The 25119-nt window shown below is 72.6% G+C and carries 25 protein-coding genes; 13 read left to right on the top strand and 12 right to left on the bottom strand.

Features of this window, described 5'->3' with window-relative positions:
* The first annotated feature begins 47 nt into the window (after window positions 1-47).
* Entirely contained in the window at window positions 48-1196 is a 1149-nt protein-coding gene (locus tag AL2_RS08800; RefSeq protein WP_157438061.1) for a DUF4190 domain-containing protein, read from the top strand.
* Between the two features lie 37 nt (window positions 1197-1233).
* Entirely contained in the window at window positions 1234-2385 is a 1152-nt protein-coding gene (locus tag AL2_RS08805; RefSeq protein WP_157438062.1) for a DUF4190 domain-containing protein, read from the top strand.
* An 81-nt stretch (window positions 2386-2466) separates the two neighbouring features.
* On the opposite strand, the gene secD is transcribed toward AL2_RS08805, so the two are convergent.
* Both secD and AL2_RS08815 read right to left on the bottom strand, forming a co-directional pair.
* On the bottom strand, window positions 2467-4737 hold the full coding sequence (gene secD, locus AL2_RS08810; RefSeq protein WP_067631767.1) for a protein translocase subunit SecD: 2271 nt from the start codon (window positions 4735-4737) through the stop codon (window positions 2467-2469).
* Window positions 4738-4772: 35 nt separating this feature from the next.
* Window positions 4773-5225 carry a hypothetical protein gene (locus tag AL2_RS08815; RefSeq protein WP_067631769.1) on the bottom strand — a complete coding sequence of 151 codons (453 nt, stop codon included), beginning with the start codon at window positions 5223-5225 and terminating at the stop codon, window positions 4773-4775.
* A gap of 299 nt (window positions 5226-5524) precedes the next feature.
* Between AL2_RS08815 and AL2_RS08820 the strand changes: the two genes are divergently transcribed.
* Window positions 5525-6199 (top strand): hypothetical protein, encoded by a 675-nt coding sequence (locus AL2_RS08820; protein WP_067631771.1) that lies wholly within the window; start codon window positions 5525-5527, stop codon window positions 6197-6199.
* A 132-nt stretch (window positions 6200-6331) separates the two neighbouring features.
* On the opposite strand, the gene AL2_RS08825 is transcribed toward AL2_RS08820, so the two are convergent.
* The 3 genes from AL2_RS08825 to AL2_RS08835 all read right to left on the bottom strand — a co-directional run bounded on the left by AL2_RS08825 (window position 6332) and on the right by AL2_RS08835 (window position 9731).
* Window positions 6332-7720: a glycine--tRNA ligase gene (locus tag AL2_RS08825; protein ID WP_067631773.1), complete on the bottom strand. Its 1389-nt coding sequence runs from the start codon at window positions 7718-7720 to the stop codon at window positions 6332-6334.
* Between the two features lie 171 nt (window positions 7721-7891).
* Window positions 7892-9274, bottom strand: coding sequence for a DUF1906 domain-containing protein (locus AL2_RS08830; RefSeq protein ID WP_067631775.1), 1383 nt, complete (start codon window positions 9272-9274; stop codon window positions 7892-7894).
* A gap of 163 nt (window positions 9275-9437) precedes the next feature.
* Window positions 9438-9731 carry an antibiotic biosynthesis monooxygenase family protein gene (locus tag AL2_RS08835; protein WP_067631776.1) on the bottom strand — a complete coding sequence of 98 codons (294 nt, stop codon included), beginning with the start codon at window positions 9729-9731 and terminating at the stop codon, window positions 9438-9440.
* Between the two features lie 29 nt (window positions 9732-9760).
* Between AL2_RS08835 and AL2_RS39085 the strand changes: the two genes are divergently transcribed.
* The 7 genes from AL2_RS39085 to AL2_RS08870 all read left to right on the top strand — a co-directional run bounded on the left by AL2_RS39085 (window position 9761) and on the right by AL2_RS08870 (window position 15377).
* Complete coding sequence (locus AL2_RS39085) at window positions 9761-10069, top strand: DUF6703 family protein (RefSeq protein WP_245666454.1); 309 nt, start codon at window positions 9761-9763, stop codon at window positions 10067-10069.
* 32 nt (window positions 10070-10101) lie between these two features.
* On the top strand, window positions 10102-11052 hold the full coding sequence (locus AL2_RS08845; RefSeq protein WP_245666455.1) for a metal ABC transporter substrate-binding protein: 951 nt from the start codon (window positions 10102-10104) through the stop codon (window positions 11050-11052).
* Window positions 11049-11765 carry a metal ABC transporter ATP-binding protein gene (locus AL2_RS08850; RefSeq protein WP_083946342.1) on the top strand — a complete coding sequence of 239 codons (717 nt, stop codon included), beginning with the start codon at window positions 11049-11051 and terminating at the stop codon, window positions 11763-11765. The genes AL2_RS08845 and AL2_RS08850 overlap by 4 nt, the downstream gene beginning before the upstream one ends.
* On the top strand, window positions 11762-12661 hold the full coding sequence (locus AL2_RS08855) for a metal ABC transporter permease (RefSeq protein ID WP_067631780.1): 900 nt from the start codon (window positions 11762-11764) through the stop codon (window positions 12659-12661). Before AL2_RS08850 ends, AL2_RS08855 begins: the two co-directional genes overlap by 4 nt.
* Window positions 12658-13044 (top strand): Fur family transcriptional regulator, encoded by a 387-nt coding sequence (locus AL2_RS08860; RefSeq protein WP_067631782.1) that lies wholly within the window; start codon window positions 12658-12660, stop codon window positions 13042-13044. The genes AL2_RS08855 and AL2_RS08860 overlap by 4 nt, the downstream gene beginning before the upstream one ends.
* A 179-nt stretch (window positions 13045-13223) precedes the next feature.
* The gene (locus AL2_RS08865; protein WP_067631784.1) at window positions 13224-14837 is read left to right on the top strand and encodes a M4 family metallopeptidase; all 1614 of its coding nucleotides are present in this window, start codon (window positions 13224-13226) and stop codon (window positions 14835-14837) included.
* A gap of 114 nt (window positions 14838-14951) precedes the next feature.
* Window positions 14952-15377: an OsmC family protein gene (locus tag AL2_RS08870; RefSeq protein WP_067631786.1), complete on the top strand. Its 426-nt coding sequence runs from the start codon at window positions 14952-14954 to the stop codon at window positions 15375-15377.
* A 56-nt stretch (window positions 15378-15433) separates the two neighbouring features.
* Here AL2_RS08870 and AL2_RS08875 read toward each other — a convergent pair whose 3' ends face one another.
* Window positions 15434-16267: an isoprenyl transferase gene (locus AL2_RS08875; RefSeq protein WP_067631788.1), complete on the bottom strand. Its 834-nt coding sequence runs from the start codon at window positions 16265-16267 to the stop codon at window positions 15434-15436.
* Window positions 16264-17040 (bottom strand): DNA repair protein RecO, encoded by a 777-nt coding sequence (recO, locus tag AL2_RS08880; RefSeq protein ID WP_067632521.1) that lies wholly within the window; start codon window positions 17038-17040, stop codon window positions 16264-16266. The genes AL2_RS08875 and recO overlap by 4 nt, the downstream gene beginning before the upstream one ends.
* Before the next feature lie 185 nt (window positions 17041-17225).
* Between recO and AL2_RS08885 the strand changes: the two genes are divergently transcribed.
* Window positions 17226-18266 (top strand): M4 family metallopeptidase, encoded by a 1041-nt coding sequence (locus AL2_RS08885; protein WP_067631790.1) that lies wholly within the window; start codon window positions 17226-17228, stop codon window positions 18264-18266.
* A gap of 10 nt (window positions 18267-18276) precedes the next feature.
* A complete protein-coding gene (locus tag AL2_RS08890; RefSeq protein ID WP_245666457.1) occupies window positions 18277-18525 on the top strand; it encodes a protealysin inhibitor emfourin in 249 nt (82 codons plus the stop codon).
* A 40-nt stretch (window positions 18526-18565) separates the two neighbouring features.
* Here AL2_RS08890 and AL2_RS08895 read toward each other — a convergent pair whose 3' ends face one another.
* From AL2_RS08895 to AL2_RS08910, 4 genes are all read right to left on the bottom strand, one after another.
* Window positions 18566-19762, bottom strand: a complete 1197-nt coding sequence (locus AL2_RS08895) for an erythromycin esterase family protein (protein WP_067631792.1) — start codon at window positions 19760-19762, stop codon at window positions 18566-18568.
* A 177-nt stretch (window positions 19763-19939) separates the two neighbouring features.
* Window positions 19940-21652: a 2-isopropylmalate synthase gene (gene leuA, locus AL2_RS08900; RefSeq protein ID WP_067631794.1), complete on the bottom strand. Its 1713-nt coding sequence runs from the start codon at window positions 21650-21652 to the stop codon at window positions 19940-19942.
* 244 nt (window positions 21653-21896) lie between these two features.
* A complete protein-coding gene (gene ddaH, locus AL2_RS08905; protein WP_067631796.1) occupies window positions 21897-22676 on the bottom strand; it encodes a dimethylargininase in 780 nt (259 codons plus the stop codon).
* Between the two features lies 1 nt (window position 22677).
* Window positions 22678-23289, bottom strand: coding sequence for a tellurite resistance TerB family protein (locus tag AL2_RS08910; RefSeq protein WP_067631798.1), 612 nt, complete (start codon window positions 23287-23289; stop codon window positions 22678-22680).
* Window positions 23290-23389: 100 nt separating this feature from the next.
* On the opposite strand from AL2_RS08910, the gene AL2_RS08915 reads away from it, so the two are divergent.
* Window positions 23390-24148, top strand: coding sequence for a hypothetical protein (locus AL2_RS08915; protein WP_067631801.1), 759 nt, complete (start codon window positions 23390-23392; stop codon window positions 24146-24148).
* On the opposite strand, the gene era is transcribed toward AL2_RS08915, so the two are convergent.
* Entirely contained in the window at window positions 24139-25035 is an 897-nt protein-coding gene (gene era, locus AL2_RS08920; protein ID WP_067631803.1) for a GTPase Era, read from the bottom strand. The two genes, AL2_RS08915 and era, sit on opposite strands and share 10 nt — an antisense overlap.
* Between the last annotated feature and the right edge of the window lie 84 nt (window positions 25036-25119).

Raw genomic sequence — 25119 nt, forward strand, 5'->3', positions numbered from 1 at the left:
CTGCCGGAATTGACCCCTCTGTCAGACTTCCCGGTTACCGTTCCGCCGTGACCACGCCACCCCCCACTGACGGCATTCCGGATCCCCCCGAGACCGCCCCCGCCTGGGCGCCGCCCGACGCGCCCGCTGCCGGCTCACCGGCCCCCGCCCCCGCCCCGCTCCCGGGCCCGCCCCCGGGGATGCCGCTCGTGCCCGGGGCGCCGCCCGCGCCCGCCCAGCGGCGGACGAACCGGTTCGCGATCTTCGCGCTGGTCACCGGCCTGGCCGGGATCGTCGTGCTCGCGATCGCCTTCGCCGTGGTCGCCCTCGTCCAGACGGGGCGCCGCGGCGAGCGGGGCGTGCGCCTCGCCATCGGCGGCCTCGCCGCGTCCGCCGTGTGGGTCCTCGCCGTGGTGGCCCTGATCGCCGTGCTGCAGGACGTCCAGCCGGGCCAGGGCTCCCGCGCGGACGTGCGCCGCGACGGCACGGCGCCGCTCACCGAACTCGGCATCGGCGACTGCTTCACCGGCTTCGGCGACGACGGCTCCGGCGGTTTCCTCGGGAAGAAGGCGCCCTGCACGCAGCCGCACGAGGGCGAGGTCGTCGCACGCACGGAGACGCCTCCCGTCCAGCAGACCCACGGAGCGATGACCGCGTGGGCCAAGAACCTGTGCCAGAACAAGACGAGGTACCTGCTGCGCAGCCGGTACCGCAAGGACCTGGAGCCCTACTACAACTGGTCCGGCGACGAGCACTCCGACGCCAAGGATCTGACGTTGACGTGCGTGATGCGTTACACGGGCTCCAAGCCCCTCACAGCACCGCTGGCCGCCACCGTGGACGCGAACCTGAAGACCTACGAGCAGCTGACCGCCGGCGAATGCGTCGCCGATTGGGACGACGCCGACCCGGTGACGGCCACCATGTCCTGCAAGAAGCCGCACCGGTTCCAGGTGTACGCCACCTTCACGATTCCCTCGGAGGAATTCCCCGCCAAGGAGTTCAACGAGTATCCCGGCAAGAAGGAGATCGACAAGAGGGCGGCACGCGGCTGCACCAAGCGCGGGAACAAGGCCCTCCGGAACCGCCCGATCGAACGCGACCTGGAACTGATGTACGTCATGCCGTCCCAGGAGGACTGGGAGGGCGGCATCCACGACGTCGCATGCCTGGTCCAGGCCGCCCACGGCAAGCTGAACAAGTCGCTCCTCCCATGACCGCCCCGGACGCCCCGCTCCCCGCCCCGGAGTTCCCATGACCACACCACCGCCCGCTGACAACACCCCGGACGACGCCGCCCCTGCCTGGGCCCCGCCGGACGCGCCCGCGGAGGCGCCGCCCACGGCGGGCCCGCCCATGACCGGCGGGCCCACAGTCGGACCGCCCATGACCGGGCCGCCCATGATCGCGCCGCCCTGGATCGGTCCGCCCGCGGGCGGTCCGCCCGTGGCCGGCCGGCGGCGGACGAACCGGTTCGCGATCGTCGCGCTCGCCGCCGGAGTCGGCGGCATGGTGCTGTTCGCGGTCGGTTTCGCCATCGCCGCGTTCGTCCAGACCGGGCGCCGCGGCGAGCGGGGCAAGGGCCTCGCCGTCGGCGGCCTCGCCGCGTCCGCGGCCTGGATCGCCGCCGTCGCCGCCATCGCGATCGCCGGGCCGCCGACCGCGGGCACCGCCGGACCCGCCGTCCGCGAGGACGGCAAGGTGGCGGTCACCGCGATGCGGCCGGGTGACTGCTTCAGCGAGTTCGAGGAGACCCCGGCCGGCCTGTACGGGAAACCGCTGCCGTGCACCACACCTCACCAGGGCGAGGTCAGTGCCGAGGCTGAACTCCCGGACCTGCCGTATCCGGGCGAGCGTGAGATGAACGACCGGGCGTGGACGCTGTGCCGCGAGCGGACCGAGTTCCTGGAGCGGAGCCGCTACGGCAAGGACCTCCAACTCCACGTCGCACCGCCGGACAAGGAGGCGTGGAAGGACGGGAAACGGGCCGCGAAATGCGTGCTGCGCTACACCGGGTCCGGCCTGCTCCCGACGTCCCTCGACCAGACCATGGACACGAGGTCGCAGTACACGTCCGAACTCTCGCCGGGAGACTGCGTCAAGAAATGGGACGACAACGGCGACCAGCCCCTCATCCCCTGCACCAAGAAGCACGAGTACGAAGTGCTCGCCGTCTACACGATGCACGGCGACAAGTACCCGGGCGCAAAGAAGATGGAGGAAAAGGCGCTGGACGGCTGCGCGAAGCGCGCGGTCAAGGCCTGGGGTGGGAATCCCCCGTTCGATATCGCCACCGTGACGTACGCCATACCGAACAAGCAGGGCTGGATCGAGGGAAACCGGTTGGCCTTCTGCCTGGTCGCGGGCAAGAACGGCCCTCTCACACGCTCCGTCGTCCCCCACTGACGCCCCGCCCACGCCCCCGGACTCCGAGGTGAGGGCGGGCCGGTGCCGGTGCGGGCCGCCGGCACCGGCGGCACGCGGGGGTTAGACGACGGCGCCGGAGCTGTCCGCGTGGCGGCGGACGGGCTTGCCCTTGCCCTTGCCCTGCGGCGGCGGGGCCTTCGCGTAGCGCTCCAGGACGACGGCGATGGGCGTCGCGGTGAACACGCTGGAGTACGTCCCGACGACGATGCCGATCAGCAGGGCGATCGCGAAGTCGGTCAGCGAGTCGCCGCCGAGGACCGCGAGGGCCGCCAGGATGAACAGCGCGCCCATGCCGGTGTTGATCGTGCGCGGGACGGTCTGCAGCGTGCCCCGGTTCGCGATGTCGGCGAACCTGGCCTTGGGATTGTTCCCCCAGAGCTCCCGGACGCGGTCGAACACGACGACGGAGTCGTTCACCGAGTAGCCGATGATCGTGAGCAGCGCGGCGAGGAAGACGCCGTCGATCGGTTTGCCGAGCCAGGCGAAGATGCCGGTGACGATCGTGATGTCGTGGAACATGGCGATCACCGAGCCGCCCGCGAACGTCCAGCGGAACCTGATCGTCAGGTAGGCGAGCTGCGCCAGGAGCGCGACGCCGAGGGCGATGAGCGCCTTGGTGCGGAGCTCGTCGCCGAGGCTCGGCCCGATCAGCTCGTCGCGCTGCTTGGTGGCTCCGCCGCCCTCCTTCGCGAGGGCCTCCTGGATCCGCTTCTCCTCCTCGTTGCTGAGGTCGGACGTGCGGACGGAGATGTCGTCCTGCCCGGACGTCTGCACGACCGCGCGCGGGAACCCGGCGTCGGCGACGGCGGCGCGGGCCTTGTCGATGTCGAGGTGCTGGCTGGTCGAGTACTCGACGAGGCGCCCGCCGGTGAACTCCACGCCGAAGTTCAGCCCGCGGGTGAAGATCCCGGTCATGGCGAGGATGATCGCGACCGCGGAGATCCCGATCCACATCCGGCTGCGCTTCATGATGTCGGGGCCGCTGGTCTCCAGCCAGTTGCGGATCCGCCCGGCGCCGCCGAGGCCGCCGAGCTTGCCCTTGCTGAGCTTCGGCATCCGCGCGGCGGCGGCGTCGGTGAGGACGCGGCTCAGCAGCATCGCCGAGATGAGGGAGCCGATCACACCGATGGTCAGCGTGACACCGAAGCCCTTGACCGGCCCCGACGCCAGGAAGAACAGCAGGCCGCCGGCCAGCAGGGTGGTGACGGCCGAGTCCGCGATCGCCGACCACGCCTTGTTGAAGCCGATGGCGAGCGCCGCCCGCGCGCTGCGGCCCGGTGCCGCCGCCCGTTCCTCTCTGGCCCGTTCGAAGGCCAGCACGTTCGCGTCGATCGCCATGCCGACGGCCAGCACGAACCCGGCGAGGCCGGGCAAGGTCAGCGTCGCTCCGATCGCGACGAGGGCGCCGTAGGAGATCAGCGCGTAGCCGGCGAGCGCGACCGTGGCGAGCAGGCCCACGAGGCGGTAGACGGCGATGATGAACAGGCCGGTCAGGATGATGCCGATGACGGCGGCCTTGGCGCTGGCGTCGATGGCCTCGTCGCCGAGGGTCGGGCCGACCACCCGCTGCTCGATGATCTTCACGGGGACGGGCAGCGAGCCGCCCTGGATGAGCGCGGCGAGGTCCTTGGCCTCTTCTGCGGTGAAGTCGCCGGTGATCTGGGTGGATCCGCCGGTGATGCCGACGCCGCAGGGCACGCTCTGCGTCACCTGCGGGGAGGAGATCACCTTGCCGTCCAGGACGATCGCGACGCGCCGCTCGTCGCCGACGGCGCAGGCGGCCTTGGCGGTCAGCTGCTCCCAGGTCTTGCCGCCGCTGCCCTTGAAGTCGACGTTGACGGCCCAGCCGCCGAGGTTCTGCGCGTCGAAGGAGGCGCTCGCCGCACCGATGCCGGCGCCGGTCAGCGCGGCGGGGCCGATGAGGATCTGCTGCCCGCTCTCGTCCGGGATGAGCTGCTGCCCCTTCTCGGCCTTGCCGGTGTTGGGCAGCACGGGGTGCGCGGTGAGCTGCGCGGTCTTGCCGACCGCCTCGGTGGCGCGGGTCGGGTCCTGGACGTCGGGCAGCTCGACGATCAGCCGCCGGTCGCCGGACCGGGTGATGGACGACTCGGCGACGCCGAGCGCGTCGATGCGCCGGTGCAGGACCTCACGGGCGCGGTCGGTGGCCTCGCGGTCCGCCTTGACGGTCGGCGAGTCCTGGGTCTCGAGGACGATCTGGGTGCCGCCGCGGAGGTCGAGGCCGAGGCGGGCTGGTTTTGACCAGGCGAAGTAGAACGATGTGGCGAGCACGGCGAACGCCAGTACCGCCCGCACCAGGTTGGCGCGAGTCAAGAGGGAACCTCCACACGGGGCTTCGGCGCCGCGCCTCAGCGTGCGGCACCGCGGACAGGGGTGACCGGAATCCGTGCGGTGGAGGGAGGGGCGCGCCCGCGCGGGGCGGTGCGGGGGGCGAGGTCGGGTGCGGCCGGCGCGGCCGCGGGCGGCCGGGTGCGCGCCGCCGGCGGCGGGACGTCGGTGCCGGACGCCGGGAGGGCGGCGTGCACGGGCTGCTGCGCGCTGGGGGCGGCGGCCCCGGCGGCGTGCCGCGCGACGGCGGCGATGACGGCCTCGGTGTGCCGGGCCGTCCCCGACTTGGCGGACGTCCGGGGGCGGGCGGGCGCCTTCTGCGCCGGCGCGGTCCGGACGCCGGAGAGCACTCCGGCGGCGGACGTCCCGGCGGTGGCTCCGGCGCCGACCGGCCCGACGACGAAGCCGAGCAGGCCCAGGACGACGACGAGCAGCCGGGCGGCGGGCAGGACGGGATGGCGCAGATCGCGCATTCCACCCTCCCTGAGCGCCGGTCATGCCGTCCGTGCGGCCGTCCAGGCCAACCTAGCCCAGGTTCCCCGGGACGGAGACGCGCTTCGTTCGCCACCTGGCCCAACACGGAAGCAAATCCCCGTCAAGGCGACCCGGCGTGACATTGCCATTACCCCCTCGGCCGCATGCGGCCTTACCAGCAGACACTGGATGGTGTCCCAATCCGGCCAGGCCGCAATCGGCCGCCATCCATTGCCCGGCGGTGCAACGCGAATTACTTTCGCGTATGCCCACCCCGAACCGGACAGAGGAGTCTCCGGTGGTACGTATCAGACAGACCGCGCTCGTCGGGACCGCCGCACTGGCCGTCCTCGCAGCGGGGGTCGCCCCCGCGTACGCCGCGGGCACGACCATCCGCAAGGGCTCGGCCACGGCCGACGCCTACTCCGGCAACGTCCAGGCATCACTGCTCGGCACCGCGACGGTCTCCACGTCGATCGGCAGCGGTTCCTGCAGCGAGTCGACGATGACCGGCTCCATCAACTCCGACGGAAGCGGCCTCGCCATCAGCAGCGCCTCCTTCAGCGGCGACAACGGCGGCCCCTGCGCCGGGACCACCAGCGCCACCATCCAGACGCAGAACCTGCCCTGGACGGGCGGCGACGTCACCTACGACTCCGGCCACAGCAACGGACGCGACGCCACCGTCACGATCAGGAACTTCAGCGTCAAGGCCACGGTGAACATCTTCGGCGGCATCACCTGCCAGTTCGGCGGCACCCTCACCGCCAACGGCTACAACGGCGACAACGCCTCGCGTCCCGACACGGGCAGCGCCGACGCCCAGGTCGGCGTGCAGAACGCCCAGGTCAGCAAGACCGGCGGCAGCTGGCTGTGCCCGGGCACCGCCACCGTCAGCGCCAACTACGCGCTGCGCGGCGAGACCGCCGCCGGCTCCGGCACCTTCGACCAGGCCCTGTACGTCTCGGGCTGATCGAACCCTCCCGAATATTCGCTCCCCGAAGGACACGCTCCCAGATCGTGCTCCCATGAGAAGCGGGCCGCCCCCAGCACGCGGGGGGCGGCCCGTAGCGGTCTCCGGACCCGGCCGGCGAGCGGCCGGAGGTCAGCAGCCGACGAGCTGCGCCGCGAGGAACGCCTCGACCTGGCCGATCGCGATGCGCTCCTGGCTCATCGAGTCGCGCTCCCGGACGGTCACCGCGTCGTCCTCCAGGGTGTCGAAGTCGACGGTGACGCAGAACGGGGTGCCGATCTCGTCCTGGCGGCGGTAGCGGCGGCCGATGGCGCCGGCGTCGTCGAAGTCGACGTTCCAGTTCCTGCGCAGCCGCGCGGCGAGGTCGCGGGCCTTCGGCGACAGGTCGGCGTTGCGCGACAGCGGCAGCACCGCGACCTTGACCGGGGCGAGCCGCCGGTCGAGCCGCATGACGGTGCGCTTCTCCAGCTTGCCCTTGGCGTTGGGCGCCTCGTCCTCGGCGTACGCGTCCATCATGAACGTGAGCGTGCAGCGGTCGACGCCCGCCGCGGGCTCGATCACGTACGGGGTGAACCGCTCGCCGGACTCCTGGTCGAAGAACGACAGGTCGGCGCCCGACGCCTTGGAGTGCGTCGTCAGGTCGTAGTCGGTGCGGTTCGCGATGCCCTCGAGCTCGCCCCACTCACTGCCGACGAAGTCGAACTTGTACTCCACGTCGACGGTGCGCTTGGAGTAGTGCGACAGCTTCTCCTGCGGGTGCTCGTACAGCCGCAGGTTCTCCTTGCGGATGCCGAGGTCGACGTACCACTGCATGCGCTCGTCGATCCAGTACTGGTGCCATTCCTCGTCGCTGCCGGGCTTGACGAAGAACTCCATCTCCATCTGCTCGAACTCGCGGGTCCGGAAGATGAAGTTGCCGGGCGTGATCTCGTTGCGGAACGACTTGCCGATCTGCCCGATGCCGAACGGCACCTTGCGGCGCGCGGACTGCTGGACGTTCAGGTAGTTGATGAAGATGCCCTGCGCGGTCTCGGGCCGCAGGTAGGCGAGGCCGGACTCGTCCTCGACGGGGCCGAGGTAGGTCTTGAGCAGGCCGTTGAACATCTTCGGCTCGGTGAAGGAGCCCTTGACGCCGCAGTTCGGGCAGGAGAGGTCGGCGAGGCCGTTCGCCGGCGGGCGGCCGTGCTTCTCCTCGTAGGCCTCCTCCAGGTGGTCGGCCCGGAAGCGCTTGTGGCAGGACTGGCACTCGGTGAGCGGGTCGACGAACGCCTGGACGTGGCCGCTGGCCTCCCACACCTCGCGCGCCAGGATGACGCACGAGTCGAGGCCGACGATGTCGTCGCGGCCCTGCACCATGGACTTCCACCACTGGCGCTTGACGTTGTTCTTCAGCTCGACGCCGAGCGGCCCGTAGTCCCAGGACGCGCGGAGTCCGCCGTAGATCTCGCTCGACGGGTAGACCAGCCCCCGCCGCTTGGCGAGGTTGACGATCGTGTCGAGCACATCGGAACGGCGTGCCATGAAATCTTCTCCATCCGGCTGGCGGTCGGCGGGACAGTGAGTGCGCCCCCGGGTCCGCGCGGAAGCGGCGGGCGGCGGCGAGTGTGATCCCCGGTGATGAGCCCCGGCGCGGTCGTCGCCGGCGCCGAGAGCATTCCCCAGCTTAGAGCACACGGGGCGGTGGGAAAGGCGCTAGTAGACGCGCCCGTCCACGATGTTGGTGTCGATATTGAGCGTGACGCCGCCGTGCTTCTCCTTGTGGCCGCCCCGGTACTGCTTGATGCGGCGGTGCGGGGACCACCAGCGGTCCGGCAGGTACGGGTCGTTGTAGACCGAGGCGCGGCCGTTCCAGTTGGCGAACCAGACGCCGGCGGGCTTGCTGATCCCGGTGGCCCAGCCGACGTCGCGGATCCCGGACTTGGCGCTGCTGTAGAGGCACGGGACGTAGCCCTCGTCCGTCAGCCGCTCCACCCACTTGTCGACGAACCGCAGGACGGCGGCCTTGCACCCCTTCTTCCTGCCGTTGTACGCCTCCATGTCGAAGTAGATCGGATTCCCTTCCGGGATGCCGAGCGCCCTGGCCTTGCGGGCGGCGTCCACGGCGGCTTTCGCGCCCTGCTTCGCGGCGTTCTTGCGGGTGAAGCGCTGCGGGCGGCTGCCGCACGGCGCCTGAAGGCCCACGTAGGTGGGCGTGATGCGGTACCCCATCTCGCGCACGTGCCGCACCCAGGAGGCGGTGAGGTTCGGCTGTGCGCAGCCCCGCGCCGCGCCGCCGATGTAGATGTTGGTGACCTTGAAGGACGGCCGCCACGCCTTCATCGTCGCGAGCGAGGGCGCCGTGCACGTGTCGAATCCCTTGCCGCGCACCCACGGGCGGTCCAAGCCTGCGTCCGGCGCCGTCCCCTCGGCCGTGCCCTCCGCCGTGCCCTCCGCCGTGCCCTCCGCCGTGCCCTCCGCCGTGCCCTCCGCCGGGGCCGGCGTCGGGGCCGGCGTTGGGGCCTCGCGGCGGACGTCGGGCCTGGCCGGCGCCCCCGGCCCGCGGGGCGCGGCGGTCCATTTCGCGGACAGCCGGCTGCCGCGCAGCACCCGCTGGAGCCGCCCCGGGTCCGTCCCGTAGACGCCGGTGATCGTGACCCCGGCCTCGGGGAGGGTGAGCCGCGTCTCGTGGTCGGCGCTGGGCGCGACGGTGAGGGCGGCGAGCCTGTCGGCGTGCACGACGGTCCGCGAGCCGCGGCCGTCCCCGGCGGGCTCGATGTGCAGGGCCTCGGTGCGCCCGACGGCGCGCGCCGGGCAGTCGGGCTGCGGGCCGGGGCGCCCCAGGTAGACGGCGTGCCGGTCGTAGCGGACGCAGCGGGCCGGGTCCACGTCGAGCCGGTGGACCCGCCAGCCCGCCGGGACGGGAACGCGCAGCCCCCGGTACTCGACGAAGCGCGCCCGGTCGCCGCCCTCCGTCAGCGCGGCGGCCGGCCGGGACGCGAGCCGCGCGGTGTCCGTCCCGCCGGCGACGGCGACGGCGACGGCGGGCGCGACCGCCGCCGCCCCGGAAAGCACGCTGAACAGGACGGCATGGCGCATCACATCTCCCCCGAGAGCCACCGCATGATCGTGTAGGGGCAGAGATGACCATGGACGGGCGGCCGAAACCGGGCCAGGACGCTTCTTGCCCGCCGGTTGCCCCGCCCGTGAATCAGGCCGGCGCGCGCATCAGGCCGGCGCGCGCATCAGGCCGGCGCGCGCATCAGGCGGGGCCGGTGGAGCTGACGACCTCGTAGGCGCCGGGCTCGTCCACCGCCCACACGGCGAGCGGCATGAACTGGAGCCGGACCTCGTACGCACCGAGCGCGCGGCGGTAGTGCCCGGCGCCGTCCCACTCGGTGACGAGGGCCCACAGGCCGGGGTCGTCGACCGTCCGGGCGAGGCGGCCGGAGCGGAAGCCGGGGCTCGCGGACAGCGCCGCCAGCACCGCGGTCATCCGCTCGGCGAAGCCGTCGGCGTCCTCGCCCGGCACCCGGTACCGGGTTATCGCGATCATCCGTCCATCCTGGCAGTACGTTGGGGCACGTGGAGACGAGAGGTGAGCGCGGGGGCGGCCTGCGGGCGGCGGTCCAGCGGCGGAGCGCGGCGCCCGTGGTGTTCCTGCACCGGCTGCCGCGATGGGTGCTGCTCGTCGCGGTGTTCCTGCTGCTGGTGGTCGGCATGGCCGGGACGGGCTGGGTCGCCGCGGCCGGGCTGCTGGTCCTCGCCGTCGCGCTGGGCTGGTTCGCCTATCTCAACTGGCCCGCGCTGGACGGCTCGGGCCGGGTGCTGCGGATCGTCGCGCTTGCGGCTCTGGTGGGTTTCGCCCTGGGGCGCGGCATCGGCCGGTTTTGACAACCATTTTCATCTTCGTCCATAATCGCCGTGTGCCCCGCCTCCACGACTCCCTGCGCGCCCTCCCGGCGGCCGCCCTGGCACTGGCCGGGCTCGCCGCGGCGCTGACGGGCTGCGCGGGCGCGGACGCCGGCGTCCCGCCCGGGAAGACCGCCGTGGTCGCGTCGTTCTACCCCATGGCATGGCTGGCGGAGAGGGTCGGCGGCGACGACGTCTTCGTCCGGACGCTCACCAGGCCCGGGACCGAGCCGCACGACCTGGAGCTGACGGCACGGCAGGTCGCCGACATCGAGGACGCCGGTTTCGCCGTCTACGTCAGGGGCGTCCAGCCCGCCGTGGACGACGCCGTCGGCAGGCACGCCAAGGGCAGGTCGCTGGACGCCGCCTCCGTGGTCGGGACGCTGCCGCCGCCGGGCGAGACCGACGACGCGGAGGCGCACGACGGCGTCCGCCACCGCGAGGCGTCCTACGACCCGCACATCTGGCTCGACCCGCACCGCATGGCGGTCGTCGCGACCGCGCTCGGCGAGCGGCTGGCCGCCGCCGACCCCGGCCACGCCTCCGGCCACCGGCGGCGCGCCGAGGCCACGGCCGCCGAGCTGGCGGGGCTCGACCGCGCCTTCCGGGACGGCCTGAAGACCTGCGCGCGCAGGGAGATCATCACGGCGCACGCCGCGTTCGGCTACCTGGCGGACCGCTACGGGCTGCGGCAGATCCCGGTCTCCGGGGTCGACCCGTCCGGCGGGCCGTCGCCGAAGCGGCTGGCCGAGCTGACCCGGCTGGTGTCCGCCACCGGCGCGACGACCGTCTTCACCGAGACGCTGGCCAGCCCGAAGACCGCCGAGGCGCTGGCTCGCGAGGCGGGCGTGCGGACGGCCGTGCTGGACCCGGTGGAGGGCGTCGCGGAAGGCTCGTCCGACGACTACATGACGATCATGCAACGGAACCTGCGGACACTGCGTCCCGCACTGGAGTGCTCATGACCGAGGAGACCGCGCCGCCGTTCGCGATGACCGGCGGCGGCGTCCGGCGGGACGGCCGCGACGTCCTCGCCGGCGTCGACCTGCGGGTCGGGGCGGGCGACGTGCTGGCGGTCCTGGGGCCGAACGGCGCGGGCAAGTCGACACTGGTCAAGGCGCTGCTCGGGCTGGTGCCGCTGGCCGCCGGACGGACCGAGATCTACGGCGAGCCGCCCGCGCGCTTCCGCGGCTGGCACCGGATCGGGTACGTCCCGCAGCGGCTGCCGATGGGCGGCGGCGTGCCGGCCACCGTCCGGGAGGTCGTGGCGTCCGGGCGGGTGGCGCGGCGGTCCCGCTGGCGGCCCGCCCTGGTCACCGACCGGGCGGCCGACCGCGCCGCCGTCGACCGCGCCCTGCGGACGGTCGGGCTCACCGAGCGGGCGCGCGACTCGGCGCACCTGCTGTCCGGCGGCCAGCAGCAGCGGGTGCTGATCGCCCGCGCCCTCGCCGGGGAGCCCGACGTGTTCGTGCTGGACGAGCCGACCGCCGGCGTGGACACCCGCAACCAGGCGGCGCTCGCCGCCACCCTCCACGAGCTGGCCGGAGCCGGGCGCACGGTGGTGCTGGTCGCGCACGAGCTGGGGCCGATGGAACCGCTCATCACGCGCACGATCGAGCTGGGGCAGGGCCGCGTCGTCCACGAGACGGCCCGCGAGACCGTGCGGAGGACCGCGTGAGCGAGATGCTGCAGTACGACTTCATGCGCGTCGCCCTGGTGATGGCGGTGCTGATCGGGCTGACCGCGCCGGCCGTGGGCACGTTCATCGTCCAGCGCAGGCTGTCGCTGCTCGGCGACGGCATCGGCCACATCGCGCTGACCGGCATCGGGCTGGGGCTGCTCACCGGCGCCTCCCCCGTGCTCGGCGCGCTCGCGGTGTCGGTGCTCGGCGCGGTGGCGATCGAGGTGCTGCGGGCCCGCAGCCGCAGCGGCGGGGACGTCGCGCTCGCCCTGCTGTTCTACGGCGGCCTGGCGGGCGGCGTGATCCTCACCGACGCCGCCGGCGGCGGGTCGGCGACCCTGCAGTCCTACCTGTTCGGCTCGATCAGCAGCGTGACGGTGACCGACCTGTACGTCGTCGCGGGGCTGGCCGCCGCCGTCCTCGGGATCATCGCGCTGTTCGGCCGCGAGCTGTTCCTGCTGTGCCAGGACGAGGAGGTCGCGCGGGCGGCGGGCCTGCCCGTCCGCTTCCTCAGCGTGCTCATCGCCGCGACCGCCGCCGTCACCGTGGTGATCTCGATGCGCGCGATCGGGCTGCTGCTGGTCAGCGCGCTGATGATCGTCCCGGTGGCGGCGGCGCAGCAGCTCACCCGGGGGTTCTGGGGGACGATGGCGGCCGCGATGGGGATCGGGGTGCTGTCCGCCGTTTCGGGCCTCGCCGGGTCCTTCGAGTACGATCTGCCTCCGGGCCCCTCGATCGTGCTGCTGGCGCTCATGGCGTTCGTGGCCGCGGTCGGCGGGGGCTCGGTGGTGCGCCGCAGGCGCGCCCGCGCCGGCGCGGCGGGAGACGCCGTCCCCGCCGGAACCGGCGTGGAGGCGCGCGTGGATGCCGAGGCGGAGGTGCTTGGGGGATGACGACGGCCCGCCGGGACGCGGTACGGCAGGTGCTGGCCGGCTGCGAGGGGTTCCGCAGCGCGCAGGACATCTACGCCGACCTGCGCGCCGACGGCTCCAAGATCGGCCTCACCACCGTCTACCGGGCGCTGCAGGCGCTCAGCGACGCGGGCGAGCTCGACGTGCTGCGCACCGACGAGGGCGAGGCCGTCTACCGCGCCTGCCGGACCGAGGAGCACCACCACCACCTGGTCTGCCGCGGCTGCGGCCGGACGGTGGAGGTCGAGGGCCCGGCCGTGGAGCGCTGGGCGGACGCGATCGCCGCCGAGCACGGTTTCACCGGCATAACGCACACCGTCGAGGTCTTCGGGACGTGCCCGGACTGCACGTCCGGGGCCCGCTGACCGGCGCGTAAAGCCCAGGTAAAAACCGGCAAGACTCGCACTTCACACGCACCGTCGACAATCCTTGGCACATTGTGACATCTACTTGCGAGTAGCCCTATGTCATAAATGTCCCGTCGCCACGGCAGGCCCGACGGCGGGCCCCCGGGGGTGCGTGGCGCCCGCACGAGAGGGCGTTCATGACCAGACGGGCGTTCACCAGCCGAAGGACCGTGCTCCTGGCCTCGGCGACCCTGCTCGCGACCGCCGGCACCGCGGTGCCGGCGTCAGCGCGGCAGGCGCCGTCCCCGCCGACCCCGCAGAAGGCCGCCGAGCGCGCGCTCCAGGCGCTCACCGCGCGCGGTCCCGAGGTCCGCGCCGGGGACGGGCAGGCGTTCAAGGTCGTCCGGGTCACCATGGACCGGGACGGCACCTCCCACACCCGGATGACGCGCACCTACGACGGGCTGCCGGTGCTGGGCGGCGACGTCGTCGTCCACCAGTCGGCGGCCGGGACGTGGCGCGGCAGCAGCGGCACGCTCGCCGAGGCACCCGCCGACTCCCGCCCGGAGGTCTCCGCCAAGACCGCCCGGAAGCGCGCCGTCACGAAGCACCGCAAGGCGGAGGGCTCCCCCGCGCTCGTCGTCGAGGCGCGCACCGCCGACCACCAGCCCCGCCTCGCCTGGCGCGTCCAGACCGCCGGCAGGCAGGCCGACGGGACGCCGAGCCGCATATTCACGTCCGTGGACGCCGCGACCGGCAAGGTCCTGCTGCGCGAGGAGACGATCCGCACCGAGGCGGGCGACGGCAAGTCGCTCTACACCGGGACCGTCCCGCTGAACACCACCAAGTCCGGCAGCACCTACCAGCTGAAGGACCCGTCGCGCGGCAACACCTACACGGGAGACGCGGAGAACGACACCGACCTCTGCTTCCTGATCTGGTGCTTCCGCCGGGCCCCCGCCACCCTGTTCACCGACGCCGACAACCACTGGGGCAGCGGCACGACGTCCGACCGCGCCACCGTCGCCGTCGACGCCCAGTTCGGCACCGACATGACGTGGGACTTCTACAAGAACGTCTTCGGCCGCACCGGCATCGCCGGCGACGGCAAGGGGTCGTTCAACCGCGTCCACTACGGCGACGGCTACGCGAACGCGTTCTGGGACGACTCGTGCTTCTGCATGACCTACGGCGACGGTGACGGCGTCCAGCTCGGCCCGCTCACGTCCCTGGACGTGGCCGCGCACGAGATGAGCCACGGCGTCACCAGCTCGACCGCGAACCTCACCTACTCCGGGGAGTCCGGCGGGCTGAACGAGGCGACGTCCGACATCATGGCCGCCGCCGTCGAGTTCTACGCGAACAACGCCAACGACGTCGGCGACTACCTCGTCGGCGAGGAGGTCGCCCTGCCCGGCCTCGGCCAGCCCGCGCTGCGCTTCATGGACAGGCCCAGCCGGGACGGCAACTCCGCCGACTCCTGGTCGTCCGGCACCAAGAACCTCGACGTCCACTACTCCTCTGGCGTCGCGAACCACTTCTACTACCTGCTGTCCGAGGGCAGCGGCGCGAAGACGATCAACGGCGTCTCCTACAACAGCCCCACGTCCAACGGCTCGACGATCACCGGCATCGGCCGGGACGCCGCCACGAAGATCTGGTACCGGGCGCTGACCACGTACATGACGTCCTCGACCGACTACAAGGGCGCGCGCACCGCGACCCTGAACGCGGCCACGGACCTCTACGGCGCGGGCAGCACGCAGTACGCCACGGTCGCCGCCGCCTGGTCGGCGGTGAACGTGAACTAGGGACTCCTGTTCCGGGGAGACGGCCCCGCGCCCGCGTTCCGATGTGCCGCGCGGGCGCGGGGCTTTACCGGTTTGATGATCCACGAGGCCCGGCCATGGGGAAGAATCGGTGGCATGGCTACGACACGCACCGCAAACGCACACTGGGAAGGCTCCCTCATCGAGGGCCAGGGGACCGTCTCGCTGGACTCCTCGAAGCTCGGCACGTACGACGTGACCTGGGCGTCGCGGTCCGAGGAGCCGGGCGGGCGGACGAGCCCCGAGGAGCTCATCGCCGCCGCGCACTCCACCTGCTACTCGATGGCGCTCTCGCACGCCCTCGCCGGGGCCGGCTCGCCGCCGGAGAAGGTGGACACCAAGGCCGAGGTCACGTTCCAGCCGGGCGAGGGCATCACCGGCGTCCACCTGACCGTCCGGGCGAGCGTCCCCGGCCTGTCCGCCGCCGACTTCGAGAAGTTCGCGCAGGACGCCAAGGCGGGCTGCCCGGTGAGCAAGGCCCTCGCCGGCACCACCATCACCCTGGACGCCGCACTCGCCTGACCACCGGCGGCTGCGGCGGCCACGCCGGCCGCGGCGATCGCACCGGCAGGCGCGGTTCAGGCTCCCCCGGGCGCCTGAACCGCGCCGACCGCGTCGGGCAGGGCGGCCGGTTCCACCGCGTTGGGGGCCGCGCCGCCGTACCGGCGGTCGCGGGACGCGTAGACCTCGCACGCGTGCCAGAGGTGGCGGCGGTCGAAGTCCGGCCAGAGCGTGTCGAGGAACACCATCTCGGCGTACGCCGACTGCCAGAGCAGGAAGTTGGACGTGCGCTGCTCCCCCGACGAGCGCAGGAACAGGTCGACGTCCGGGATGCCCGGCTCGTCCAGGTAGCGGGCGAAGACCTTCTCATTGATCTTGCCGGGGTCGAGCCGGCCGTCCCGGACGTCGCGGGCGATCGCCGCCGCCGCGTCCGCGATCTCCGCCCGGCCGCCGTAGTTCACGCAGAACTGCAGGGTGAGGACGTCGTTGTCGCGCGTCATCTCCTCGGCCGTCTCCAGCTCCCTGATGACGCTGCGCCACAGCCTCGGGCGGCGGCCCGCCCACCGGACGCGGACGCCCATCGAGTGGAGCTGGTCGCGGCGGCGGCGGATCACGTCCCGGTTGAAGCCCATGAGGAAGCGCACCTCGTCCGGGGAGCGCTTCCAGTTCTCGGTGGAGAACGCGTACGCCGACAGGTAGGGGACGCCCAGCTCGATCGCCCCCATGATGACGTCGAAGAGCGAGTCCTCGCCGCGCTTGTGCCCCTCGGTGCGCGGCAGCCCGCGCTCCTTCGCCCAGCGGCCGTTGCCGTCCATGACGATCGCGATGTGCCGCGGCACCAGGTCCGCGGGGATCGCGGGCGGGGTGGCGCCGTCCCGGTGCGGATCCGGCGGCGATACGGCCCTTCTCAAACTCGCTCCCTGTCGGTGTCGTCGGTGTTCGTGCCAGGCCCGGTGTCCCGCTCCACGTGGCGGAGGGAGCGGATGCCGTGCTCCAGGTGCCACTGGAGGTAGGCGGCCACGAGGCCGCTGGTCTCGGCGCGGTGGCGCTGGTCGCTGGCGTCGGCGTACGCCCAGTCTCCGCGCAGCAGCGCCAGCATCAGCGCGAACGTCGGCGGCGCCGGGGTCGCGGCGCCCGGCTGCCGGCAGTTCGCGCAGACCGCGCCGCCCGCCGCGATGGCGAACCCGCGCAGCCCGCCGCGGATGCCGCAGCGGCAGCACTCGTCCAGCGCGGGCGCCCAGCCGGCGACCGACAGCGAGCGCAGCAGGTACGCGTCCAGGACGAGCCGGGCGTCGTGGGCGCGCTCGGCGAGCGTGCGCAGCCCGCCGACCAGCAGCAGGAACTGCCGCAGCGCGGGCTCGCCCTCCTCGCTCGTCAGCTTCTCCGCCGTCTCCAGCATCGCCGTCCCCGCCGTGTAGCGGGGATAGTCGGCGACCAGCGCCTCCCCGTACGGCCGGATGGTCTCGGCCTGCGTGATGAGGTCGAGGGAGCGCCGCTCGTACAGCTGGAGGTCCACGTGGGTGAACGGCTCCAGCCGCGCCCCGAATCGGGATCTGGTCTTGCGGACCCCCTTCGCCGCGGCGCGGAGCCGGCCGGTCCGCCGGGTCAGCACCGTCACGATGCGATCGGCCTCGCCCAGCTTCTGGGTGCGCAGGACGATGCCTTCGTCGCGGTACAGGGTCACCCGTTCATTCTGACGCACGCCGCCCGATGCCTCGGCGCGGCGGGCGGACATCTCCCCAGGATCTCCGCAAGGCGCCCGCACGGTACCGCAGCGCCGTGTAACAATCACATACCGTGACCGGATTCGGCCGCCGTGTCCTGCCGAAAGTTGTGGCCTGAACCACAGTGAGCTGGCAGCGTTGTGGCATGAGATGCCACATCGTGCCACCGCACATGCTGGAGCGGATCGCCCGCGACGCCGACGACCCGGCGCTCCGCGCCCGAGCCCGCCGTACGCTGGCGCTCACCTCCGCGCAGTTCACCGACCGGAAGATGACCGCGGCCGGCGCCCCCGCCCCGTCCGAGGACTTCGTCCCCGACCGGACGATCGGCGACGCGCGGAACCGGGAGGAGCTGCCCGGCCGCACCGTCCGCGCCGAGGGGGCCGCCGCGTGCGGCGACGAGGCCGCCGACCAGGCCTACGACTGGCTCGGCGCGACGTTCGACTTCTTCGAGGCCGCGTACCGGCGCAACTCGATCGACGGCGCGGGGCTGCGGATGGTCTCGACCGTCCACTACGGCGACAAGTACGACAACGCGTTCTGGAACGGCGAGCAGATGGTGTACGGGGACGGCGACGGCGTCCTGTTCACCTCGTTCACCGGCTGCCTCGACGTCACCGGCCACGAGCTGGTCCACGGCGTCACGCAGCACACCGCGAACCTGGAGTACTACGCCCAGGCGGGCGCCCTCAACGAGTCCCTGTCGGACGTGTTCGGCTCGCTCATCAAGCAGTGGCATCTCGGGCAGACCGCCGACCGGGCCGACTGGCTCATCGGGCAGGGCCTCCTCGCCCCCGGCGTCGGCGGCGTCGCGCTCCGCTCGATGAAGGAGCCGGGCACCGCCTACGACGACCCCCGCCTCGGCAAGGACCCGCAGCCCGCCCACATGGACCACTACGTCGAGACGTACCGCGACAACGGCGGGGTCCACATCAACTCGGGCATCCCCAACCACGCCTTCTACCTCGCGGCCACCGCCATCGGCGGGAACGCCTGGGAGAAGGCCGGGCGCGTCTGGTACGACACGCTCACGAGCGGCACCCTGGCCGCCGATGTCGATTTCGCCGGGTTCGCCGCCGCGACCGTCCAGGCCGCGACCCGCCTGTACGACGCCGGCTCCGTCGAGGAGAAGGCCGTGACCCGGGCCTGGGCCGGGGTAGGCGTCCCCACGGAGGCGAACGGATAGCGTCGTGAGAGTGACAATCGTCCGCAGCGGAGGGTTCGCGGGGATCGAGCGGCGCGCCGAGTCCGACAGCGCCAGCGACCCCATGCTGACGAAGCTCGTCCACCGGGTGGACCTCGCATCGGTGCCGCCGCCGGGCCGGATCCCCGACCAGTTCCTGTACGAGATCGACATCGACGGCGACCGGACCACCGTCGGCGAGGCCCAGCTCCACGGACCCCTCCGCGAACTCGTCCACCACGTCCTCGGCCGGGCCCGCTGAGGTGATCGCCCCGCCCCGGCGCCGGGCCGGGGCACGGAGGCTAGGGCTGCGGAACCTCCTTGATGAAGACGATCCCGTCGATCTCGGCCAGGTGGGCCGGGTCCAGCGGGGCGTAGCCGTAGTACGGGGACACGCGGGCGGCCGGGCGTTCGTCGCCGAAGGCGGCGGCCAGGCGATGGACGTCGACCAGGCGGCGGTCCCCGGGGAGGGCGTACAGGACGCCTTCGAGGGTGTCCGGCGGCGGGACGTCCACTCCCCGGTGCCGGATCGTGCCGAGACCGGTGGCAAGGAAGGCGTAGTCGCGGCCGAGGCGGGCGCTCACGAGCGCGCCGGCGCTCCACCACTCCAGCCGCTGCCCGCCCATCCGCATCGAGCTCTTGCCGCGCTGGAGATGGCCGTTGTGGGCGTGCACCAGGGTCGGACCCTGCTCGGCCGCGGCCAGGACGTTCTCGGCCATCATCCCGTCCCGGAGGGACGTCAGCCGCATCAGGCGGGCCGGCGAGGGGTCCGCCATCCAGAAGTGGTAGCGCAGCAGGCCGGTGGCGGTGCGCGCGTAGAGGCGCGCCCGACCGTAGTCGCCCCCTGGAGTCATCAGGTGCGGCAGCTGGGTGTCGAGCAGCGCGACGAGGTCGTCGGCCAGCAGCCGCAGCTCCCTGGCCTCGGGCGACCGCCCCGCGGACTGGGACGGGTCCATCATCGCGGCCGGATTCGTCCACCGGCCGCCGTCGCCGATCAGGCGGTCGAGCGTTTCCGCGGTGCAGGGCAGCAGGTCCGCGTCCACCCTGGACGCGAGGTAGCCGTGGAGCGCGGTGAGCGCCTGCCGGGGGCTCGCGGCGTGGGTGATCTCCAGCGGGCCGTCGAACCCGGCGAAGCGGACGCGTTCGGACGCGGGCCGGCCGTCGTTGTACGCGCGCATCCAGCGGACGAGCTCGCGGTTGGCCGCGGACGCGCCCCACCCGTGGCTGAACCCGCGCTCCATGACCTCGTCGAGGGTGCCGGTGCCCGAGGTGACGTAGTCGTCCACGACCAGGCCCATGATGCAGTCGCTCTCGATCGCGATCGAGCGGTAGCCCTCCTGCTCGACGAGCTGCCGGAAGAGGTCGTTGCGCACCTCCAGGAGGATGTCCTCGCCGTGGGTGGGCTCGCCCAGCGCGAGTATCCGCGGCCGGGCCGGGAGGAGGCCCATGACGGGGGCGGCCTCGATGGCGTGGGTGCTCTCCTTGCTGCCAGTAACCATGGCTTCGACAGTATCTTTGAACATTCGAGTGAAACTTTGCCGAGATGGCAGCAGGAAAAGCGGCCGAAACCTTCAAACCACGCGATGGCCCGACTTCGTCTGACGCGGGGCAGGGCTGGACCGCGGGCGCCTCCCCGCACCCGCGGTCCCAGGTTCAGCAGTGATCGCGCGAGCGGCTTACGCCTCTTGCGAGCGGGACACCCTGTTCACGGCGGACAGGATCGCCTTGAGCGACGCGGTGACGATGTTGCCGTCGATGCCGACGCCCCACACGGTGGCGCCGTTCACGTCGCACTCGACATAGGCGGCGGCGCGGGCGTCGCCGCCGGCGCTCATCGCGTGCTCGGCGTAGTCCAGCACGCGCACGTCGATCCCGACCGTGGCGAGCGCGTCCTCGAACGCGGAGACCGGGCCGTTGCCGACGCCCTCGATCTCGCGGATCTCGCCGTCGATCCGGACGTCGCAGGCGAGCGCGTCCTTCTCGTCCACCCGGGAGGTGGCGCGGTGCGCCAGCAGCCCGGCGCGCGGCCCGTTGCCCAGGAACTCGGCCTGGAAGATCTCCCACATGCGCTCGGGCGTGACCTCGCCGCCTTCGCTGTCGGTGTGCTCCTGCACGACCCGGGAGAACTCGATCTGCAGCCGGCGCGGCAGCTCCAGCGAGTGCTCGGTCTTCATGATGTAGGCGACGCCGCCCTTGCCGGACTGGCTGTTGACCCGGATCACGGCCTCGTACGTCCGGCCGACGTCGTGCGGGTCGATCGGCAGGTACGGGACCTCCCAGCGGTACTCGTCCACCGGTGCCCCGGCGGCCTCGGCGTCCCGCTTCAGGTGGTCGAAGCCCTTGTTGATGGCGTCCTGGTGGGAGCCGGAGAACGCGGTGTAGACCAGGTCGCCGCCGTAGGGGTGCCGCTCGTGGACGGGCAGCTGGTTGCAGTACTCGACGGTCCGGCGGATCTCGTCGATGTCGGAGAAGTCGATCTGCGGGTCGACGCCCTGGGTGAACAGGTTCAGCCCCAGGGTGACCAGGCAGACGTTGCCGGTGCGCTCGCCGTTGCCGAACAGGCAGCCCTCGATGCGGTCGGCGCCCGCCATGTAGCCCAGCTCCGCGGCGGCGACGGCCGTGCCGCGGTCGTTGTGCGGGTGCAGCGACAGGATGACGGAGTCGCGGTAGGCGAGGTTCCGGCTCATCCACTCGATCTGGTCGGCGTACACGTTCGGCGTCGCCATCTCGACCGTCGCCGGCAGGTTGACGATGACCTTCCGGTCCGGGGTCGGCCTCCACACGTCGTTGACGGCGTTGCAGACCTCGGCGGCGTACTCCAGCTCGGTGCCGGTGAACGACTCCGGCGAGTACTGGAAGAAGATCTCGGTGTCGCCCATGTCCTCGGCGAGCTTGGCGCACAGCTTGGCGCCCTCGACGGCGATCGCGGTGATGCCGTCCTTGTCCTGGCCGAACACGACGCGGCGCTGCAGCGTGCTGGTCGAGTTGTACAGGTGGACGATCGCCCGCCGGGCGCCGCGCACCGACTCGAAGGTCCGCTCGATCAGTTCGGGACGGGCCTGCGTCAGGACCTGGATGACGACGTCGTCGGGGATCCGGTCCTCCTCGATGATCTGCCGGACGAAGTCGAAGTCGGTCTGGCTGGCCGCCGGGAACCCGACCTCGATCTCCTTGTAGCCCATCCGTACCAGCAGCTCGAACATCTTGAGCTTGCGGTGGGCGTCCATCGGGTCGATCAGCGCCTGGTTGCCGTCCCGCAGGTCGACGGCGCACCAGCGCGGGGCCTCGGTGATGACCGCGCCGGGCCAGGTCCGGTCGGCGAGCTTGACGGGCGCGAACGGGCGGTAGCGCTGGAAGGGCATGCCGGAAGACTGCTGTTGCGGATACATCCGTTGAGATCTCTCTGCTCGAACCTCGCGGCCGACGTCCACGTCAAAGTCCCGCAGCGAGGGAGCCGACCTGTCTTACAGGCCCCCGCTGCGGCCGCTAAGGAGGAGCAGCTCACGCAACACGTTCGCCAAGTTAACAGATGCCATCCGGGTTACGGAAACCGGCGTCCGCATGATGAGACAACAAGGGCCTCCTCCGTCTCATCGAACGCCCCGCGGCGCTTCCGGCATTCCCCCGCCGGGGTCAGCGGACGAGCACGGAGAGGCAGGTCACACAGCCGTCGAGGGCCTCGAACTCGCTGATGTCGACGCTCGTGACGCGCAGGCCGTCCGCCGCCAGCTGGGCCGCCGTGCGCGGCGCGGAGGCCGCCATCAGGACGTGGTCGGGCCCGAGCACCGCCACGTGCGCGCCGGACGGTTCGGGCGCGACGCGCATGCACGGCAGCACCGAGGTGTCCACCATGTCCGGCATGCCGATCAGGCCGCCGTCCGGCAGCGCGGTCAGGGCGGACTTCAGATGCAGGCAGCCGCGCACGTCCACCGGGACGACCCTCCGCCCGCCCAGCAGGTGCGCGAGCTGGCAGATGCCCTCCTCGTTCGTGCGGGCGCCGCGCCCCACGTAGACGGTGTCGCCGACGCTCAGCACGTCGCCGCCGTCGAGGGTGCCCGGGTCCTTGACGTGCTCGATCCGCAGGCCGAGTTCGCGCGCCGCCCGCTCCGCGCCGGAGCGCTCGCCCCGGCGGCGCTCCTCCCCCGACCGGCATACGATCGCGACGTCGCCAGCGACGACCAGGGCGTCCTCGACGAACACGGCGTCGGGGCAGTCGTCGGAGGGCGGCACCGCGCGGACCCGCCAGCCCGCCGAGCGCAGCGCGGCGACGTACGCCCCGTGCTGGCGCGCGGCGAGCGCGGCGTCGATCGGGCGGCGCGCGGCGTGGGTGACGATCGCCTCGGCGATCCGCGGGCCGGGGGCCCGGACCAGCGCCCGGCCCACCGGCTCCAGGTCAGCGCCTATCGGCTCCATGTCAGCGCGCCGCCCCCTCGGTGGTCACGATCACGCCCAGCGCGTACGCGCGGGACATGCCGAGCAGGTCCGCGACGGCGTGCAGGGCCTGCCGCTCGCCGTCGCCGAGCGGGCCGTCCGCCAGCCCGATCCGGACGGCCTGCGCCAGGAACCACTCCTTGGCCTCCACCGCGAGCTGGGCCCCCGCCAGGACGACCTCCCGCTCCAGGAACGTGCGGCGCAGCCCGAGGTCGGCGTTCACCGCGTCGGCACCGTAGCCGGGCTCGCCGTACCCGGTGACCGTCGCGATCGCGCGGGCGCGCGCCGCCGCACTGGACGGGTCGCCGGCCCGCAGCACCAGCGCGGCAGCCGCCCGCATGCCCGCGGCGAGGGTCTCCGCCATCTGCTGGGCGGTCGGCGTCCGCAGCGCCGAGACGGGGAACCGGCCCCGGCACGTCCGGCACTCCACGGCGTGGCCGAGCCGCCACAGCGGCACCATCGGGACGAAGAACAGCGAGAACCAGCGGCGCCCGGCGCGCCTGCGGTAGGCGCGGTCGCCGCCGCACTGCGGGCAGTGGAACGTCCCCTCGCTGACCGTATGGAACACCGCCGTCAGGCCGAAAACGAGCAACACCGGGGTTCTCCTCCCATAACGGACTTCGTCCAACGTACCGATCCGAGGGCGTCGACGTGGCCGTCCCGGTCAATGCCGTTCCTGCCTTTACGCTGGGTTCATGACCGGTGACCTCGGTTCCGACGCGGAACGCCCGCGCGCGCGCCCGTCCTTCCTGCCGCCCGTCGACGGCTACCCGCCGCCCGCCGGGGACCTGGCCGAGCCGGGCCCGTACCCGCCCGCCGCGGCCGCGCCGAGGCGCGGAACGCCCTGGGTCCTCGCCGTGATCGCCGCCGCGTCGGCGCTGCTCGTGGCGGCGTTCCTGCCGTGGGCGCACGCGGCGGTCGTCCTCGACCTGTTCGGCCGGACGCTCAGCCGCGACCTCGGCAGCATCGCCGGCATCGACGCCGACGACATGGTCCTCGCCGTCCCGGTGCTGGCCGTGATCGCGATCGCGCTGGCCTGCTGGGACCTGATCGGCCGGGACGCGCGGATCGGCGGGCTCGCCGCCGTCCCCGGGGCGCTCGCGCTGCTGGTCTGCGGCATCTTCGTGCTGCGGCTCGGCGACGTCCGCGACGACCTGCCCGAGACGGGGCTGGACCTCGGCTACCAGATCACCGTCCGCTACGGCTGGTACCTGGCGGTCGTCGCGTCGCTGTTCGTGATCGGCTTCAGCCTCGCCCGCCCGATCGGCGCGCGGGCGGCGCGCTCGCGGCGGCCGGACGAGAACCGGTACCCGGACCGGTACGAGCCGCAGTACGCCCACCCGGAACAGCCGGGCGAGGACGCCTCCTGGCCCGAGGAGGACCGGGCCTGGGGCCGCTCCCCGGACGGGGCGGCGGAACCGCCCGAGCCGGAGCCCGAGAAAGATCAGTCGTAGAAGCCGAGGCGGCGGAGCTGCTTGGGGTCGCGCTGCCAGTCCTTGAGGACGCTGACGCGCAGGTCGAGGAAGACCTTGGTGCCGAGCAGCGCCTCGATCTGCCGCCGCGCCGCCGCGCCGACCTCGCGGAGCCGCGAGCCCTTGTGGCCGATGATGATGCCCTTCTGGCTGGACCGCTCGACGTACAGGTGCGCGTAGACGTCGACGAGGTCGTCGCGGCCCTCCCGGGGCGCCATCTCGTCCACCACGACGGCGATCGAGTGGGGCAGCTCGTCGCGGACGCCCTCCAGCGCCGCCTCCCGGATCAGCTCGCTGATCATGACCTGCTCGGGCTCGTCGGTGAGGTCGCCCTCCGGGTAGAGCGGCATCCCCTCCGGCAGATGGGAGATCAGCAGGTCGCCGACGAGACCGACCTGGAAGCCGCTGGCGGCGGAGCACGGCACGATGTCGGCGAACTCGCCGAGCCGCCCGACGGCGAGGAGCTGCTCGGCGACCTGTTCGGGCGCGGCCAGGTCCGTCTTCGTCACGATCGCGACCACCGGCGTCTTCCGAACCCCGGCCAGCTCCCGCGCGATGTACTTGTCGCCGGGCCCGACGGGCTGGTCGGCGGGCACGCAGAACCCGATCGCGTCGACCTCGGTCAGCGTCGACCGGACGAGGCTGTCGAGCCGCTCGCCGAGCAGCGTCCTGGGCTTGTGCAGGCCGGGCGTGTCGACGACGACGAGCTGCGCGTCCGGCCGGTGCACGATCCCCCTGATGGCCCGCCGCGTCGTCTGCGGGCGGCTGCTGGTGATCGCCACCTTGGTCCCGACGAGGGCGTTCATCAGGGTCGACTTGCCCACGTTCGGCCGCCCGATGAAGCACGCGAACCCCGCGCGGTTGCTCATTGCAGTGTCCTCCTCCTTCGGGCCCTTGGCGGCCCTCCATCGTCGGAAACTGCGGTGCGATCGCTGCATCGCTCCGACTCGCCC

Origin of the sequence: Actinomadura latina NBRC 106108 (assembly GCF_001552195.1) — a bacterium.
GTDB lineage: Bacteria > Actinomycetota > Actinomycetes > Streptosporangiales > Streptosporangiaceae > Spirillospora > Spirillospora latina.

Bases quoted from the DNA above. Each gene is read 5' to 3' on its own strand.
- AL2_RS08805 (WP_157438062.1), top strand. From the start codon at position 1,234: ATGACCACACCACCGCCCGCTGACAACACCCCGGACGACGCCGCCCCT.
- AL2_RS08815 (WP_067631769.1), bottom strand. From the start codon at position 5,225: ATGCGCGATCTGCGCCATCCCGTCCTGCCCGCCGCCCGGCTGCTCGTC.
- AL2_RS08825 (WP_067631773.1), bottom strand. From the start codon at position 7,720: ATGGCACGCCGTTCCGATGTGCTCGACACGATCGTCAACCTCGCCAAG.
- AL2_RS08830 (WP_067631775.1), bottom strand. From the start codon at position 9,274: ATGCGCCATGCCGTCCTGTTCAGCGTGCTTTCCGGGGCGGCGGCGGTC.
- AL2_RS08835 (WP_067631776.1), bottom strand. From the start codon at position 9,731: ATGATCGCGATAACCCGGTACCGGGTGCCGGGCGAGGACGCCGACGGC.
- AL2_RS08850 (WP_083946342.1), top strand. From the start codon at position 11,049: ATGACCGAGGAGACCGCGCCGCCGTTCGCGATGACCGGCGGCGGCGTC.
- AL2_RS08860 (WP_067631782.1), top strand. From the start codon at position 12,658: ATGACGACGGCCCGCCGGGACGCGGTACGGCAGGTGCTGGCCGGCTGC.
- AL2_RS08865 (WP_067631784.1), top strand. From the start codon at position 13,224: ATGACCAGACGGGCGTTCACCAGCCGAAGGACCGTGCTCCTGGCCTCG.
- AL2_RS08870 (WP_067631786.1), top strand. From the start codon at position 14,952: ATGGCTACGACACGCACCGCAAACGCACACTGGGAAGGCTCCCTCATC.
- AL2_RS08885 (WP_067631790.1), top strand. From the start codon at position 17,226: ATGAGATGCCACATCGTGCCACCGCACATGCTGGAGCGGATCGCCCGC.
- AL2_RS08895 (WP_067631792.1), bottom strand. From the start codon at position 19,762: ATGGTTACTGGCAGCAAGGAGAGCACCCACGCCATCGAGGCCGCCCCC.
- leuA (WP_067631794.1), bottom strand. From the start codon at position 21,652: ATGTATCCGCAACAGCAGTCTTCCGGCATGCCCTTCCAGCGCTACCGC.
- ddaH (WP_067631796.1), bottom strand. From the start codon at position 22,676: ATGGAGCCGATAGGCGCTGACCTGGAGCCGGTGGGCCGGGCGCTGGTC.
- AL2_RS08915 (WP_067631801.1), top strand. From the start codon at position 23,390: ATGACCGGTGACCTCGGTTCCGACGCGGAACGCCCGCGCGCGCGCCCG.
- era (WP_067631803.1), bottom strand. From the start codon at position 25,035: ATGAGCAACCGCGCGGGGTTCGCGTGCTTCATCGGGCGGCCGAACGTG.